The sequence below is a fragment of the Arenibacter sp. ARW7G5Y1 genome, assembly GCF_003201775.1.
Lineage (GTDB): Bacteria > Bacteroidota > Bacteroidia > Flavobacteriales > Flavobacteriaceae > Arenibacter.
Window position 1 is genome coordinate 45,783 of the sequence record NZ_QJJZ01000012.1, and the last position, 18,543, is coordinate 64,325.

Annotated in this window: 9 protein-coding genes; 1 reads left to right on the forward strand and 8 read right to left on the reverse strand. The window is 40.8% G+C overall.

Translation table 11 applies throughout. The annotated features are described in order from the left end of the window. Nucleotides 1-104: 104 nt before the first annotated feature. Nucleotides 105-1,613: an alkaline phosphatase gene (locus C7972_RS16445; RefSeq protein ID WP_110357268.1), complete on the forward strand. Its 1,509-nt coding sequence runs from the start codon at nucleotides 105-107 to the stop codon at nucleotides 1,611-1,613. Nucleotides 1,614-1,703: 90 nt separating this feature from the next. On the opposite strand, the gene C7972_RS16450 is transcribed toward C7972_RS16445, so the two are convergent. From C7972_RS16450 to C7972_RS16490, 8 genes are all read right to left on the reverse strand, one after another. After that, on the reverse strand, nucleotides 1,704-4,154 hold the full coding sequence (locus tag C7972_RS16450) for a glycoside hydrolase N-terminal domain-containing protein (protein WP_110357269.1): 2,451 nt from the start codon (nucleotides 4,152-4,154) through the stop codon (nucleotides 1,704-1,706). Further along, the gene (locus tag C7972_RS16455; RefSeq protein WP_110357270.1) at nucleotides 4,151-6,598 is read right to left on the reverse strand and encodes a glycoside hydrolase N-terminal domain-containing protein; all 2,448 of its coding nucleotides are present in this window, start codon (nucleotides 6,596-6,598) and stop codon (nucleotides 4,151-4,153) included. Before C7972_RS16455 ends, C7972_RS16450 begins: the two co-directional genes overlap by 4 nt. 26 nt (nucleotides 6,599-6,624) lie before the next feature. Then, nucleotides 6,625-9,114 (reverse strand): glycoside hydrolase family 2 TIM barrel-domain containing protein, encoded by a 2,490-nt coding sequence (locus tag C7972_RS16460; RefSeq protein WP_110357271.1) that lies wholly within the window; start codon nucleotides 9,112-9,114, stop codon nucleotides 6,625-6,627. 139 nt (nucleotides 9,115-9,253) lie between these two features. Then, complete coding sequence (locus C7972_RS16465; RefSeq protein WP_110357272.1) at nucleotides 9,254-10,933, reverse strand: RagB/SusD family nutrient uptake outer membrane protein; 1,680 nt, start codon at nucleotides 10,931-10,933, stop codon at nucleotides 9,254-9,256. Between the two features lie 11 nt (nucleotides 10,934-10,944). Further along, nucleotides 10,945-14,271, reverse strand: coding sequence for a TonB-dependent receptor (locus tag C7972_RS16470; protein ID WP_110357273.1), 3,327 nt, complete (start codon nucleotides 14,269-14,271; stop codon nucleotides 10,945-10,947). A 165-nt stretch (nucleotides 14,272-14,436) separates the two neighbouring features. Then, nucleotides 14,437-15,492, reverse strand: coding sequence for a FecR family protein (locus tag C7972_RS16475; RefSeq protein ID WP_110357274.1), 1,056 nt, complete (start codon nucleotides 15,490-15,492; stop codon nucleotides 14,437-14,439). Nucleotides 15,493-15,923: 431 nt separating this feature from the next. Beyond that, nucleotides 15,924-16,514, reverse strand: coding sequence for an RNA polymerase sigma-70 factor (locus C7972_RS16485; protein WP_110357276.1), 591 nt, complete (start codon nucleotides 16,512-16,514; stop codon nucleotides 15,924-15,926). 88 nt (nucleotides 16,515-16,602) lie between these two features. Continuing rightward, entirely contained in the window at nucleotides 16,603-18,186 is a 1,584-nt protein-coding gene (locus tag C7972_RS16490; RefSeq protein ID WP_110357277.1) for an arylsulfatase, read from the reverse strand. Between the last annotated feature and the right edge of the window lie 357 nt (nucleotides 18,187-18,543).

The window sequence follows — 18,543 nt, forward strand, 5'->3', positions numbered from 1 at the left end:
TTTTAAAATATTTCACGTCTACAATTGTCCTTTTTATACAACTTACAAAAGAAATAAAATTCCGGGTCTGATGCCACTACCCTATAGAGCTAAAATTCAAAAATATGCAACGTCGAAATTTTATAAAATTGTCAGGAGCTGGAGTCACGGCCCTTTCGTTTAAGCCTTCCTGGGAATTTATGGAGGCCAATCCCTCAATGTACAGTTTTCCTCAAATGGTAGGGGAAGTTACCCAAACCTCTGCCATTTTACAGACCAGATTAACAGCTACCAACAAGATGCCCGAGAATGGATTTGATACCCCAGAGGCGCTTTTGGCCTTCGACATTCCGGGAGCAGAGGGAACGGCCAAATTTGAAATAGCAGATAATCCCAAGTTTAAAAATTCAGAAGTATCACCCTGGTTGCAGGCCACTTCGGATCGGGATTTTATAATCAAGTTTCGGGTAAAAGGGCTTAATGCCGATACCCATTATTATGTTCGTGTACATTATGGTCCCACTACCTCCCTTACCAAGAAAGGTCCAGTAAGCGAATTTAGCACCCTCCAATCCCTTGATTCGGAAAAGCCTACTTCGTTTGTAGTGACCTCATGTCTAAATTTGGGCAAATTTTTCTTGGGAGGAGGAATACTTAGGGCCGGTAGTAAAAGTAGGGCCGCTGAAGGTGAAGATCGAAAACTGGGATATCCTGCCTTGGAGGCCATGGAAAATCTAAAACCATCTTTCTGGGTGCAGACAGGTGATACGGTTTATTACGATTACCCAAATAAAGGAATTGCAAAAACAGTTCCAGAATTGCGGGCCAAGTGGCACCGACAGATGGGCATGCCGCGTATGGAGCGTTTTTTACGCCATGTGCCCGTTTATTTAATGAAGGATGACCATGAATACAGATACAATGATAGCGACAATGTAGAGAATGGCAAGCAGCCTTCCCCACAGACTGCCAGGGCCACCTTTTTGGAACAAGCGCCAATTGCTGTCCCTGAAGATGAAAAGCCAGTTACTTACCGTACCAGGCAAATAAACAAACATCTCCAGATCTGGATGCCCGAAGGGAGGGATTACCGAGATGCTAATGACAAACCCGATGGGCCCCACAAATCTATCTGGGGCAAGGAACAATTAGAGTGGATAAAACAGTCGCTCTTGGCGAGCGAAGCCACCTTTAAACTCTTTATTGTCGCCTCTCCCCTCGTTGGGCCCGATGATGCTTCCAAACACGACAACCACGTGAGCTATGGCGGTTTTCAACACGAACGCGATGCCTTTTTCCATTGGCTCAAAAAAAATAATCTAGATAGGAATTTTTATATAATAACCGGGGATCGTCATTGGCAGTACCACTCCATCCATCCAGCAGGTTTTGAAGAATTTGGTACAGGTTCTATAAATGGGCAGAATTCGAGACCAGGAAGAAAACCCGGTGACCCCAATTCAACAGACCCCTTAGGGCTAATAAAACAGCCCTATATTCAGGAAGAGCCTACAGGCGGCTTTATTGTAGTGAAGGTATCCCCTCCTGAAAACGGAAAAATGGCACAGATGACGTTAGAGACCATTGACGAGGAAGGAAATACCCTGAACCTAGAGGTAAAAGAAGCAAAATAAAAAAAGGGACTGTCCGTAATGACAGTCCCTTTTTTGTTTAAACACCTTATAAGAAAGCCCTTTCCTAGGCTTTTAAAAACACATACCCCTCTAATTACTTATTGTTTCGAGGGTCAATTCCTTTTTCTCTCCCGCTTTCAAGGTTACCTTCATCAACTTATCTCCGGATTTTATACTACAGGAACCTCCATTCCTTGAATACAACCAGGCAGAAATCAATTTACCATTGCTCCAGTCCATATCTACCTCAAAATTCCCTCGAGCTTTTAAGCCAGAGACCTTGCCATTGGACCAATCTTCTGGTATAGCTGGTAGTAGGTGAATAACAAAATCACCATTTTCATCTTTCGTATGGCTCTGTAGCAGCATTTCGGCAATTCCTGCAGTAGCTCCCAAATTACCATCTATTTGAAAAGGTCCTATGGTATTCATCAAACTGGACTTTTTCCCCTTGGAAAGTAAGGTTGCCACACTCTTATGTGCCTTTTCCCCTTCCAACAATCTTGCATGCATCAACAACCCATGGGCATAGGCCCAGCCCATTCCTCCTTGTCCGTTCTGCTCTCGCCATTCCAAACTCTTACGGGCCGCTTCATAAAGTTCCGGAGTTTCATTTGTAATCAGTGTAAAAGGATGCAGCCCCAACAAATGGGACAGATGTCTGTGTCCAGGTTCCTTTTCTTCCAAGGGCTGGCGCCATTCCATAAGCCTACCGTTATTGGGATCGACAGGTAGAGCGGGCAAGGCCGCTTCCGCTTTAAGAATACGGTCGCCTTGTTCCGTCCCTATCCCCAAAATTGAACCCGCCTCCAAAGTCGCTTTAAAAACGGCTTTGATAATGGACAAGTGATAGGTTGATGTAGAAGTAATTCGCATCATTTGGCCTGTAGCCAAGTCCCTATATTGATTTTCCGGGGAAGAGGATGGCATAAAATGCAGTACCCCTTGGGAGTCGGCTACCAATACATCCAGTATAAATTCACTGGCTCCAGATAACAAGGGATAAAGCTTTTCCTTTAGAAAGACCTTATCCTGACTAAACTCATAATGATCCCACAAATTCATGGTCATCCATGCGCCGGGAAGGGCGTCCAAAACCCCATTGTTAAACTGGGATGCAAAGGTAGATGCCGAAGGGGTTACCCTCCCAAACGGATTTGAGGCATGATGTGAGAACCATCCATCGGAACCGTACATTTCTTTTGCCAATGGCTTACTGGTTTTGGCAATCAGCGCAAACCAATTAACCAAGGGATCCAATGTCTCCGGAATATTGGTAACATCCGCTGGCCAATAATTCATCTGCAAATTCACGTTTAAATGGTAATCTGCCTCCCAGGGTGCCCACATTCTATCGCTCCATATTCCTTGTAGGTTTGCTGGAAGAATGGCATCTGCACGTGAACTACCTAATAAGAGATATCTTCCAAACTGAAACAATTGTGCCTCTAGGCCTGGATCCTGCCCTTCTTCCTTGTACAACAATAATCGCTGGTCTGTAGGAAGGGAATCTTTTGGAGAATTGCCAAAATCGAGTGCCACCCGTTCAAACAAATTCCTGTGGTCTTCCACATGTTTTTGTCTGGATTGCAACCATGGGGCAGCTATCAGCTTATTTAGATTTTCATTGGCCAATACAGCTGGATCTATAGTGCTGTCAAAATTCAACTTGGCCAAGTTATAGTCGGTAGCCGCCGTTAACTTAATTATAAGCTCGTCCGCATCTTTCACTTCCAACCTATCTTCCACTGCTGTAATGCTCCCTCCCTTGACTTCACCTTTCACTCGTGCTGCAAAACGCATATGTTCCCCTCCAGCTCCTGATCCTCCAGCATTTTCATCCCTTGCCTTAGGCGCTTCAACATCCACGATCTGACCATCCATATGTAGCAATCCGTTGGGCAGCGCCTTGATGATGGCATCTTTGGCACGTTCCAATCCAATACTACAGTTTATTTTTCCCCTGCCCTTGGAAGCTATCCGGATGTACAAAGCATTATCCACCGCGGAAATAAAGGATTCACTCAATATTTCGGAGCCCGAGGTACTATAGGTTACCCTGTGTACTCCCTGTGACATATCCAATTCCCGCCTATAATTTTGTATAGAATCCCGTTTGTCAAAAGATATCAATAAATCGGCCAAGGGTTCATAAGACCTAAAGGAGGTAGGCGCTGCGCCCATATTTTCCAATCCAAAGTTATTGGCCTCCAAAATCTTCCCTTCCAAAATTAAATTCTGGATTTTTTTCAACTTGTTGTGGTAATCTTGGGCATATGGATTGCTGGGGCTACCTGCCCACAATGTTTTTTCGTTCAACTGAAAACGTTCCACATCGGTACCACCAAAACACATGGCCCCCAACTTGCCATTGCCCAAAGGAAAAGCATCTGTCCACTTTTTGGCCGGTGATTGATACCACAAAACCATTTTATTGTTTTGAATCTCTTTTTCCTGCACTTTGCATCCCACCAAATTAAAAAGTAAAAATATAGCGATCAGCATTCCAAATTCTTGGCCTTTCATTTTAATATATATCATTTAAACTCTGTTATTGCTTGTTTGTTCCCAGCGGACACTTCTACACCCATTATAGAATCCCCTATTTGCAATTTACACGCTTTGTCTTCTTTGGATAGGATAGACACGGACTCCAAGGCGCCATTGTTCCATACTATATCCACTTCAAAACCTCCCCTCGCCTTTAATCCGGAAACACTACCTGTTGGCCATTCCGATGGCAATGCTGGCAATAGGTTAATAATTGTAGTACCACTTGCATCCGTTTCATGGCTCTGCATCAACATCTCAGCTATACCTGCCGTCCCCCCAAAATTACCATCAATTTGAAATGGTGGGTGGTAATCGAACAGATTCTTGGCCGTAGATTTAGCCAAGAGGGCCTTAATATTTTCATAGGCCTTTTCAGAATTGCCCAATCGCGCATAAAAATTGATGATCCAGGCCCTACTCCATCCGGTATGTCCGCCACCATTGGAAAGACGGTGTTCTATACTCCTGTTTATAGCATCTATATAATATGGGGTCTTGTTCTCCGTAAACTGATTTCCTGGATAAAGTCCGTACAAATGACTCAAATGCCGATGTCCTTTGTCTACCTCCCCGAACTCTTGCGACCATTCCATTAAACGACCGTCCGATCCTATCTTTGGCAGGGAAAGTTGTGCAAGCGCCTCTTTTACCCTTTCCACAAATTCACCCTCTATTTTAAGTATTTCTGCCGCTTCCAGGACATTGGTGAAATTATCCCAAATAATTTCCTGATCCATAGCATTGCCCATGTCCAAATTAGCGAATACCTCTGGATCTTTTGGGGTATAGAATTTATTCTCCGGAGAGGTGGAAGGACCTGACACCAGCATACCGGAACGCGGGTCTTTTGTTAACCAATCCAATAAGAATTTAGCGGATTCCCTCATAATAGGGTATGCCCGCTCTTTTAGGAATTCAGTGTCGCCATTAAACTTGTAGTGTTCCATAAAGTGGCGTGTACACCAGGCTCCGCCCATTGGCCACATTCCGTATTGCACCTTTCCGATGGGCGAGGTCCAATGCCATACATCTGTGGTATGATGTACCACAATGCCATCACTGTTATATACTTCCTCGGCCGTTTTCTTTCCTGCTGGCACCAACCTTTCTATAAAATCGAAGAATGGCTCATGACACTCCGAAAGATTTGCCACCTCTGCAGGCCAATAATTCATCTGCATATTTATATTGGTATGATAGTCACTATTCCACGGTGCGGCCAAATGATCGTTCCAAATGCCCTGCAAATTTGCAGGCAAACTTCCTGGCCTGGAGGAGGAAATCAACAGATAACGCCCGTATTGAAAATACAAGGCCATTAAACCAGGGTCATCCGCTCCATTGGCAACCGCCTCCAATCGCTCATTGGTAGGCCTTTCCCCTCCCCTAATTCCACCGAGGTCCAAGGCAACCCTATTGAAATAATTTTGATAATCGGCAATATGATCTTCCTTCAATTTTTTGAGGGACTTTTTTGCTGCCTTCTTCAATTTAGTGGCACACACTGTACTTAAATTTTGGGTCAAGGGTGAGAAAGGATCCCCTGCATTATAATCCGTAGCTGCCGAAATAAAAAGTACGACCGAATTGGCATTGTTGATGGAAATAGTACCATTCTCGGATTTTATATCGCCCCCTTTGGGCAAAACCATAACTTGGGTTTCATATTTCACACCCAAGTGCTTGCCCTTCTGACTGGCTTGTCCCCACATTTTTAATCTATTGTTACCTATATTGGCTACTTCAAAATCTGCCTTGCGCTTCATTTCCAGTTCCAGAGAGATGGAATTGCGCTTGTCCGCAGTCAACACCACAACTATGGCATCATCAATGGCACTACTAAAATATTCCCTGCTGTAGTTTACACCCTCTGCCGTAAAACTTGTTTTTGCAAGGGCATCATTAATATCGAGTTCCCTCCTATAATTTGAAGGAGCACCTTGCAATTTAAAATTAAGCAGCAAATCGCCCAATGGCTGATAGCTTCTAGGGGCTATTCGTGGCCCCATAACGTCGTCCTGTACCAATTTATTGGCTTCTGCATAATCGCCCTGAAAAATTAACGCCCTGGCCTTTTCTATGCTCTTATATGCCCCTACCCTATTTTCCGGTATTGGGGGACCGGCCCAAACCGACTCCTCATTAAGTTGTAGTTTTTCCTGCTCAACGCCCCCAAAAACCATGGCTCCAATTTTACCATTACCAATAGGAAGTGCTTCCATCCAATCGGAAGCAGGCTCCAGATACCATAATTTATTATGGTTTTCGGAGCTACCTGCAATTCCATAATGTGATGTCTGGGCCATTGCATTGTACTGGAAAAAGAAAATAAAACAAAAACCCAAGGCAATTACCTGGATAATACTGGTACTGCCCGTCTTTGCACCTGAAATGTATTTCCTACTACTTTGAAACTGAAAAACTTCTTTCATCCAACCTTTTTTTTGTAAAACACCTATTAAATTGATTTAGCTACTACTTTGGCACCTTCCAAGCCTTCTGCTTCGGCCGTTATGGTAATGGGTCCACTCTTTTTTGTGGCCTTTACAATGATGATACATTTTCCGTTAAAGGCCTTTCTTGTATTGCCCACAAAACTTTCCTCACTTTTTGGGTCACCGTTATCCACGGCTAAAATGGTTGCCTCGCCTTCTACTGTGAATTTTATGTTGTTGGAAGCATCCGGAACAAAATTGTTGTTGGCGTCCAAAATATTAACCTCTACATGAACCACATCCTGTCCGTTGGCATCAATGACTTGGGTATCTGCCAATAATTCAATTTTAGCAGGGGCGTCAGCGGTAGTAATTACTTTCTCGCTAACCATCTTGCCTTCCTTATATCCTTTTGCAATCAAGGTACCTGGCTCATAGGGAACTTTCCACATTAAATCCATTAGATCTCCCATTTCCTTTTTGCCAAGCGACTTGCCATTAAGAATCAGTTCAACACTATCGCAATTGGAGTAGGCCACCACAGGAATTTCCACACCTTCCTTACCCTTCCAATTCCAATGCGGAAGAATGTGGACCATGGGCTCCTCGGTCCATTGACTTTGATAGAAATAATAGGTATCCTTGGGAAAGCCACACATATCTATTATACCAAAATTCCAAAGTTTTGCCGGCCATCCAAACATGGACTCCCCTAAATAATCGAAACCTGTCCATCTAAATTCCCCTGCCATATATGGAAAATCCCTTGTTCGCCTCCAGGAATCCCTGGCAGAAATACGCACCATGGAATTATCATAGGATGAACTGTAATACTTACTGATCTCACCAAATACTTCCTCCTCCGTTAGGTCTGGAACTTCCATGATACCTCCCAACGGATTTTTTCCACGGACCCATGATTTACTTTGGTAAACACCACGGGTCTGGAAAGTATGTGGTACCTCGGTAGCTACAAATTTTCTTTCAGGGTAAGTTTCACGATCTTGTTCATACATAAAAGCAGAGCCTCCCCCCCCATTGTAACCAGTAACATCCAAAAGGCTGGCAAATCCACTTTCATTGGCCAAATGCATATGGGTTATACCGCAGGTGATGGGCCGGGTATCGTCTTCACGCCTTACCACATCCATAAGAACTTTCAAACGTTCCGTTCCTTCTTCAAAGCAGGCATCGGGTATTTCGTTACCCACACTCCAAAGGACTATGGACGGATGGTTACGATCTCTTCTAATTAATTCCGTAAGGTCCTTTTCCGCCCATTCCTCAAAGTATAGGTGGTAACCGTATTTTGCCTTACCTTCTTTCTTTTTATTTCCAAATGGCCAGGATTCGATCCATTCATCAAAGGCCTCGTCCATCACCATAAAGCCCATTTTATCACACAAATTCAACAACACTTCACTAGGCGGGTTATGCGCTGTACGGATGGCGTTGCACCCCATTTCCTTTAATATTTTAAGTCTTCTTTCCAGTACCTTATCGTTCATTGCGGCACCCAAGGCTCCCAAATCACTATGGTTGTTAACCCCTTTCAATTTAATATTTTTACCGTTTAGGAAAAAACCATTATCTGCTGTAAACTTAATACTGCGAATCCCCATATTGGTAGACACCTCATCCACTACTTCATCATTTAATCTAACCTCTGTTCTTAGCGTATATAGATACGGATTCTCCGGGGACCATAAATTGGGCTTGCTCACCGTTAAGTTCTGACGGATTTTCTGCTCTTGATTCCCTGGGATGTTGGCTTGGGATTGGTGCTCGGCTACCAATTTATTATCGGCGTCATATACTTTGTTGACCAAAGTAAATTCCTTGGTATCTTCCAATCCATTCAATACCTGCGTATTTACCTCTACCGAGGCATTGTCCTCGGTTATGGAAGAGGTTGTTACATATACCCCATATCTATCAATATGAAGCTTATTGGTTTTTACCAACCACACATGTCTATAAATACCGGAACCTGTAAACCACCTTGCGCTGGGTTCCTTGGAATTATCCACCCTTACGGACAATACATTTTCTCCCCCAAAATTAAGATAGGGCGTTAGATCATAATTAAAACTAATGTAACCAAAAGGTCGCTTGCCCAAATAATTGCCATTGATCCAAACCTCACTGTTCATATATACACCACCAAACTCAATAGTTACTTTGGATTCTTTATCAGATTGGTCCAAGGTGAATTTTTTTCTATACCATCCAATACCTCCAGGAGCATATGCACCTACATTCCCTGCAGGGTTCTCCTTTAAAAAAGGTCCGGCTATGCTCCAATCATGGGGCACATCTACGGATTCCCATTTACTATCGTTAAAAGATAACTGTGACGCTTCTGGAAAATCGCCCTTTGTAAATTTCCAATCAAAATCGAATTTGATTTTTTGCCTATTTACATCTTCGGACGAATTCGTGGTATTACATCCAATAAATACTATTGCGGAAATAATTAAATAAATCCTTAAAAAAGTACTGGTTTTTGTCATGATATATTCCTGATTAACTTAGCGAAAAAATGTCTACTTATTGTTGATTGTGTTTTTTCATTCAAAATAAAAAAGTAAAGGGCAGAACAATAGTAGTCCTGCCCTTTAGTACAATTTCCATAATTAAATACCTTCCAAATTAATTGGCATATCCCGGATTTTGCTCCAATACCGCCTCGGTATTTCTTTCTATTTCCTGCTGGGGTATAGGCCATAGGTTATGATAGTCCTGGATTACAAAACCTGTATCATAAGTACCATTGTAATATGGGTTGTGATCGGTAACACGATCAACTAGCTTTCCAAGACGCTTAAGGGTCAACAACCTGTATTCTTCAAAATGAAGTTCCCTTGCCCTTTCATCCAAGATAAAATCAATGTCAATATCGCTTGCAGAAACCAAGGGTGACTGCGCTCTTTTTCTCAACTCATTGATGTCATCTGCTGCCAGTCCGGTCTGACCTTTCCCTAAATAGGCTTCAGCCCTTAACAGATATGTCTCTGCCAAACGCATTTGATAATGATCCCTAAAGGTCTGGGATGCATTTCTTGTTACTTCACCAGTCTCAAAATCAACGAACAATTCTTCAGGAAAATCATTTATAGGTGTAGTTTTTGCAAAAATAGCTGTCCATTGCCTTCTATAGGTGTCTATACTTTTAATGGCATCACTTTCAACCATTTTTTGACCATAATAGACGGATTCAGGATTATCCACTACCAAATCACGGATAATATTATACTCCGAGTTTCTCATATCGCCCGGTACACTTTCCCACACATCGTTCAGCATAAAATCCGAAGGTGCAAACCAGCCAATACCACGTCCACCATTTTGGTTGGTTGGCCCTATGAACAAATTCTTATCATCAGCCTTCCCTTGTAATAAATAATACTGAGGTCCCAAGTATTGGGTAATTATACTACCTCTACCTCCACCAGTAACATTGTATTCGTATTGGGCTATCCACAAACCTTCTGTATTTCCGGAACTGCGATTTTGGTTTTCCCTTCTAAAAAGATCCCCATAAACATCGCCAGGCTCATCCATATGCGAACCAAAACGCTCTGTCATCAAGGCATAGCTAGGATTGTTGATTACACTGGATGCACTGGCAATAGCCTTGTCATAATCCTTAACAATAATGTAGAGTTCTGCCAAAAGATGGTTTGCTACGGCATTGGTAATTCTAGCTTCGTTACCTAATTCTGAAACGTCCGGTAAATTTGCAACAGCAAATTTCAAATCTTCAATGCATTGGGCAAAAACTTCAGCCTGGGAAGCTCTAACATAATCCCTTCTAGGAGCTGTTACTTCTTCCAATGACAAAGGTACTCCTCCATAAAGAATACCGAGATATCTATAGGTAAAAGCTCTAAAAAACAAGGCTTCCGCTTTTAGGGCATTTCTTTTTTCCTCTGAAGAAAATTCAGTATCCTCACCATCTATTCTGCCGATTATGGTATTTGCCTGAGCTATTATCTCGTAAGACCTCTGCCAAGGGGTTCTTACCCTTACATATTCAGGTGTTAACCTATCTTCGTATGAATTTAGTTCACTATTAGGGCCAATTGCATTATAGGCAATATCTGTAGTATACTGGAAAATAAAGTGGGAAGTGGCACCCCCCCATACTGTGTATAAATCAGTTAAATTATACAGACTTGCAACGGCCTGGTTAAACTGACTTTCTGTTCTAAAGGAATTATCAGCACTGTAAAAATCGTAGGCCTCCTCTTTTAACCATTCTTCTTCATTACAGGAAGAAAAACCTAAAAAAAGAACCGACAATAAAATTATATATTTATTAGTTTTCATAATCTTCTTTTTTAAAATTCAACATTAAGACCTACTGTGTAATTAGCCAACAAAGGAGTCCCTTGAGTATAGCCTTGGCCCGTTTCAGGATCCCATCCTCTCCATCTTGTAAAAGTGGCAAGGTTCTTACCGCTTACAAATAACTTTAAATTACTAAACCCTGTCTTTTTCAAGATATCTTTATCAAAGGTATAGGACAAACTCACATCCTGGATTCGTACAAAATTACGTTGCAAGTAACGGTTGGGCTCATAAGTACCCGGACCTTCCAGCCCTCTGAATCTAGCATCAGGGTTATCCGGTGTCCAATAATCCCAGCCTCCTTTAAACACATTTTGAGAAATATAGCGTTCGTTTTGTGTATTGGTTGCCCCAAAAATCAAAGCATCCGTACCGTAGTAATAATCCTTGCCACCCTGAATACTATTAATAAAAGTATATAGGCTAAATTGCTTGTAGGTAAATGTATTGGCTATACCAAATCGGTAATCGGGATCTGTGTATCCCAATATCTTTTTATCGAAAGTAGCAGAATAATCCCCACTCTCGTCCAAGTCGGCAATCTTATAGGTGCCAGGGAAAAATCCGTTTGGAATAACATCGGCTTCCTCATCTGCCTCTTGCCACATACCAATAATTTCATAATCGAAAACTACACCGGTAGGCTCTCCGATAAACAATCTATTGGCCACCAAATCATCTTCAACTCCATCCCCATCATTATCCGCTCCTAAAATAGAAACTATTTCGTTTCTGTTCCTTGAAAAACTAAATGATGTTTCCCATTTAAAGTCAGGACTCTTTACAATCTGTCCGGTCAATGAAACTTCCAAACCGTGATTGGCAACTTCTCCAATATTCGTATTGATGGTAGTAAAACCCGTAGTATATGGAATTTGGATGGCATATAGGATATCCTTGGTAGAATTGTCATAATATTCAACATTACCCCTGATCCTTGAATTTAAAAAAGCAAAATCAACACCCACATTTAATCCCGTGGTAGTTTCCCATCCTAAATCGTTATTGGCCAATGACTCTATATTTTGGGTCTGCGTTGGGGTTAATCCGTCACCAAATACATAACCATAATTCCCGGCAACCGTAGATGTTACAGTAGCTTGGGTATCATACCTCCCCACAGCCCTTCTTCCTGTTGAACCATAGGAACCCCTAAACTTTAAATAGTTTAACCAGTTATCGGTACTATCCATAAAGTTTTCCTCGGAAACAACCCAACCAGCAGCAATGGACGGAAAAACACCAATTTTTTCGTTTGTCCCAAAACCGGAGAAACCATCCCTTCTAATCGTACCTGTTAATAGGTATTTATTGTCATAACCATACTGCAAACGTCCCATAGTGTACAAACTCTGCTCTCCTTCTTTCCCTGTATTGATAACATTTAAGGTTGGATCTCCAGATTCCAAAGCATTATAGCCCAAAATATCATTGGTGAAATTCTGTGCATTTGCATTTGTAAAAGATGTTGTAATTTCTTCTACACCATATACAAAGGTTGCATTAATGTTATGGATATTGTTAAAAGTCTTGGAGTAGGTCAAAATATTATCAAGGGTCCAATTGTAATTAATTGAAGAGTTTTTATACCCAAAACCTGTGAAATTTGCCCCGTTGGGATCAAAACTATCATGGTTGGTAGTTCTATAGTTTTGGGAGAAATTAACCCTATAATTCAATCCATCGATAGGTAACTTCACATCCGCATGAATATTGGCGAACAAGTTCAATCTTTTGTCATTATCCTGTGTTTCCAAATCCAAAAGTGGATTGGTCCAAGTATTTTGCAATATTTGTCTTGGGGAACCGTCTGCCTCGTACAAAGGTGTCCATGGCATTACCAACAAGGATAGATCGGACCTTGGCGAGGCACCGGAGTAATCACTAGTGGTTACAAAAGCCTCGGTACCCACACTTAACCAATCATTAATTTTGGCGTCCAAGTTCATACGATAGTTAATTTTCTTATAGGTATCGTTTATAACAAACCCTTTAACATCGGTAAAACCCCCCGAGAAAAAATAACCAAAATCCTCAGATCTACCCCTTACACTAATATTATGATTGTTTATATAACCATCTCCTGTTATAATATCCCACATACCATTGTTAAAATCATTGGCATACCCATCTCTCATTTCCTGGGTATTCAATAATGATTGTACATCTTGTCCTGGATAGGCATCAACCAAAAAATCTTTTAATTCATCAGACTCCATAGGCTCCAGAGCATTTCCGGTAGGAGTTTGTACCGTATAACTTGCTGTGTAGTTTATAGTAGGCTTACCAATAACCTTCCCTTTTTTAGTAGTAATCAACATCACTCCATTGGCTGCCTGGGATCCGTAAATGGCCGCAGAGCTGGCATCTTTTAAGATGTCTACCGATTCTATATCCGACTTGTTCAAATCCACTAAATTGCCACGATAGATTATTCCGTCAACCACAATTAATGGCTGATTTGCCGCAGCACCGCTGGAAAGCGAATTCTGCCCCCTAATGGAGATAGTAGGATCCTCACCGGCCGCGTCAACGGCACCCACATTTAATCCAGCAACCGTACCCTGTAAGGCCTGTAATACAGAAACATTGGGTATTTCAGATAATCTTTCAATATCGGCACTTACCACAGCTCCTGTTAAATCGCTCTTTTTGGATACGCCATAACCAACTACCACAAATTCTTCAAGACCCAAGGCATCCGGCTCCATATTGACATTTATAGTAATACTTCCACCAACAGTGACTTCTTGGGTTTTCATTCCTAAATACGAAAACACCAAAGTATCATCTGAGGAGGCAGCAATAGTATATTTTCCATCAAAATCGGTAACAGTACCTTTAGAAGTTCCTTTGACCATAACGGAAACTCCAGGTAATGGACCATCAAATTCATCTACAACAACACCAACAACAGTGTTCTGTAAAGCTTTCTTTACACCCGCCATGCTCTTTGGTGAAATTATTATCTGCCTGTCCAAAAGGGAAAAAACAACTTCATCATTCTCAAAAATCGCATCGAGGATTTTGGAAATTTTCCATTTGTTTACGTCAATACTTACTTTTCTCTCAACATTAACCAAGTTATTATTGTACACGAAGTAAAACTCACTGTTTTCTTCTATTTCCGTCAGCACCTGTTTTATAGAAGTATTCGCTACACTAAGTGAAAGCTTTGTATCCTGTGAATAAGAAGAAACAGGAACAGCCGCGAATGACGACAAACAAATAATTAGAACAAATAATTTCATAATTAGGAACATTTTGGAAGGCGGAAACACCTTAAAGGCTTTCCCTACCATTAACTTTTTTTTCATAATTTTGGATTGGTATTAAATTGATACTGTTTTACTACCTGAATTCTCAGTTCAGGGAAATTTTAGACAGGGAAGTGCGTCAACACTTTCCTGTTTTTTTTTTGATTCATCTAATCATAGGCATAAAAGTTTAAGTTGTTTTTGTTAGAGTTTTTGTGAATGCTATTATTTTTTGATCGACAATACTACCAGCCTCCTACTGAAACTATTGTCGTTCATTTTTTTGGATGTAACAATTTTATACTCCATAGGCGAAGACAGACTCAACAGTTTAAGGACCTGCTCCAAGGTTTCATCATTAAAAGTTGCCGTGAACCTATAATTTTCAAGGGCCTTATCACTTATTTCAATATCCACATTGTACCATTTTTCCAGTCTATTAACAACCTTCTCTATTGGATCCCCATAAAAAACTATTTGCCCATCTTTCCACGCGGTGTACTTGCTCATCTTGGAATCGCTTACGCGGGATAGTCTTTTCTCGCTGATATTACACTCTACCACATCATTGGGATCCAGGACCATATACTCTTTTCTATTTCCTTTTTCACCTTGCACCAAACTTACTTTCCCTTCCACCAAGGCAACTTCCATGGAGTCATATTCGTCATATGCGGAAACATTAAAAGAAGTTCCGTACACTTTAACATCCAATCCTGGGGTATTTACGATAAATGGCTTTGACTCATTTTTGGCTACATCAAAATAGCCCTCGCCATTTAACTCTACAACCCTTTCTTCCGCCTTATCAAAATCAATCGGGAACCGAAGTGTACTTCCTGAATTAAGCCAAACCGTACTACCATCCGCAAGAAGCAATTTGGTCCTGGTACCATAGGATGCCCTAACCTCTTGGTACACTGTTTCAGGTGTACCGTTAATTAGATCGTTTGCCCCTAGAAGGTAATTGAACAGGAATCCAAGACCCATGGTGAGGATCACCACTGCTGCTACCCGAAGCTTACCTAAAACGGATCTTCTTTTAAATCTAAAATCCGGTATCCGCTTTTTCGTTTTTAGGAGGGACGCTTCCACATCTATCGTATTGGACACTATCAATTCCCCCGATCTTTTCCACAATTTTTCGTAAATCTCAAATTTCCTTTTATTCTCTTGGGAAAGGGAAAGCCATTCGTCCAATAAAACCTGTTCCTTGGAATCCAGCTTACCTTTAAAGGATTTGGCTATGATACGTTCAATTTTATTTTGTCTTTTTTCCAATTGCTATAAAAATGCGGTTCAATTGGATGACGAGCCTTAACGCATCCTACCCTACGTTTATGTAAAAAAAAAGTTAAATTAATGTTTGCAAACAAGGCCATACATCAAAAAAAGCATGATACCTATGTCATTTTTTCCCAAGAAACACAATGCTTACAGCTAAAATTCCAAAAAGATTTTGTGATCGAAATTAAAAGTGAAATATTTAAAGAAATTTTTAAAATAATTTCAAATTGCCACTGTTCAAACTCTGCTTTTAAGTATAAGCTTAAAAAATAACCCTAGGAAGAAACAAGGGTAAGATTCCCATAAGAATGGGAGATGGTGCTACAGAAAGAAGAAAATAAGCCCTCCTCGTTATTTACTAGCAAATATATCGATGCACTATCAATACTTTTACATAACCTTTTGGCCCAATAAGTCGATTTGGTCTACCATTTGGAAAACCAAAACATAAGGGCCAGTATAAGCGTAACAAAATAAGGCTGCAAATCTTTACGCAGCAACTTTAGGGCCCGGCTGAGAAGGGCTTCCACAGCTTTACTTGAAATGTTCATTTTAACCCCAATTTCCTTATAAGTAAGATTCTCGAACCTACTGTACTCAAATGCCATTTTACTCTTTTTGGGCAGGGTGGAGATTGCATTGATAAGAATCTCCTCGAATTCACGGGACAACAAAGAATTCTCTGCATTGATCACGAACTCCTCCAATTCCAATTTTTCATGGAGCTTTTCAATGGACTTAAGTTGTCTAATATGATCTATACATCTGTTCCTTACCATTTGCGACAGATATGCCGGTAAGTTTTCAATACTATCCGCTCTATCACGGTTGGCCCATAGTTTTATGAAGCAATCCTGAACAAGACTTTGAGCCTTATCAAGATCATAAACATAATTGGTGGCATAGGCACAAAGCCCTTTGTAGTACCTTCGAAAAATACAATCAAAAGCCTCCTCTTTGTTATTTTTTAATTCAGATATTAAGAATTCGTCGGGGGTGTGTTCCTTAAATCTCATTACAAAAAATTATTTCTTTATCCCATATACATTTAACTCAAAACCTATGGCAATTACATTGGATTACCTATCAACGTTACCGCCACGATCAAGACCTTATATAAGGTAAAATACTACTTCTAACTTTGAACCAACCATTGTTCAAATCACCGTCACATTCCTCTATCAATATTTTTTTCAACTTTTCAGCTTTCTCCTCATTACCCTCATAAAGATTTTTTTCCTCCCTATAATCATCTGGCAGATAGTATAATTGAAAAATATCATCAGCGGCAAAATACCGCAGTTTCCAACCTTCTTTGGATACAATGGCCGGGCCCAAAAATGAAGAATACACCACATAATCATGTTCTTGTCCTTTTTCTCCCAATAACTCTGGTAGGTAGGAAACCCCGTCCTTGCTCTCAGGCATGTCAAAATCCACCAAATCTGCCATTGTAGCCATAAAGTCATAGTTGGACACCAAGGCTTCCGATGTTGTTCCTGGCTTTATCTTACCCGGCCATCTGGCTATTAAGGGTACTCTAACCCCACCTTCCCAATTACTTCTTTTAATTCCCGCCATACCATCATTACCATCAAACACATCTCCCGCCAACTCACTGTAATACTTGGTATTTACATCGTCAAAAAACTCCCCGGTTTTCATGTTCCTTACCGGTTTTAATATTCTGCCTTCCTTGGAGTAATATATTTCATGACCATTATCAGAAGTGAAGACCACCATGGTATTATCATCTATCCCAAGTGTCTTTAACTCATCCATAATGATACCCACATGTTCATCCAACATTTTTACCATAGAGGCATACTCCTTTTCAATTTGCGTAAGCCTATCATCATTGACAAAGTCTTCATGCACCTTGGGAATTGCTACGGGACCGTGCGGCAATTGGGTTGGGTGGTAAAGGAAAAAAGGCTTATCCTTATTGCCCCTTATAAAAGTTAATATTTTTTCTAGAAATAGGTCTTGGGAATAGGTTGCCTTTCCTTCCATATTCCATCGCTCTTCATAGGCTTTTTCCGTTTCCCGCTCCGTGGTCTTGCCACAGTTTGCCAAAGTGTTGCCTTCAATATTGATCAGATTTCCATTCTCAAACAAGAAAGGCGGATAAAACCCATGACAACGCACATGGTCCAAATATCCGTAATAGTAATCCCAACCATGCCTCTTCATCTGCTTGTCCGTGGTTGAAAAACCATATTCCAGTTTCCCAACTTCTCCTGTAACATATCCGGAGGACTTAAACACTTCTGCCAAAAACACTTCACTTTCCGGAATTTCCCCCAACTGATCGTTCAGCTTTTGTTCTATTTCAGCTTGATCCATCGTACCCCTGGAAATATTGAGGTACATACCCCCTGCCGTTATTTTCCACTTATCCTTTTGGGCATCGTGATAGCCCGTAATTAAACTGGCCCTTGCCGGGGCGCAGAACATGGCGCCATAGGCACTTTCAAAACGCATGCCCTCACTGGCCAAACCATCTATATTAGGTGTCTTGATAATGCGCTGCCCCTCCACCGAAAGTAATCCCCTTCCCAGATCATCGGCATATATAAGGATAACATTAGGTTTGGCACTTACAACGCCCTTTTCTTTTTTCGCTTCCGAACAACCCGCAATGATCAACATTGCAGTAAATAAATAAATGGAGTTTTTTAAATCCATATGTTTTTTTATAAGATCGATTAATCATTCATAAAATCAGCTTCCCCCCCTTAAAATTACCTAACAGGCCGCAAAATTAATAGGCCCAAATTCCGAAATCTTCATTTAATTCACTTATTAATGCTAAATTAATATTATCAAAATACAGACAACCGAAATGCGCTGGATTAATTTCATAAAGATAGAAAAATATCTACATAACGATAAACTTTAAATTTAAGTTAAATTACAAAATATACATATATAACTGATAACCAGAAAATTAAAATACAATTCATTTAATATTATTTAAAGATCCTCTATAAAACTCTACACAAAAATCGATTTAAAATTTGTCAAATCATCATATTAACCTAC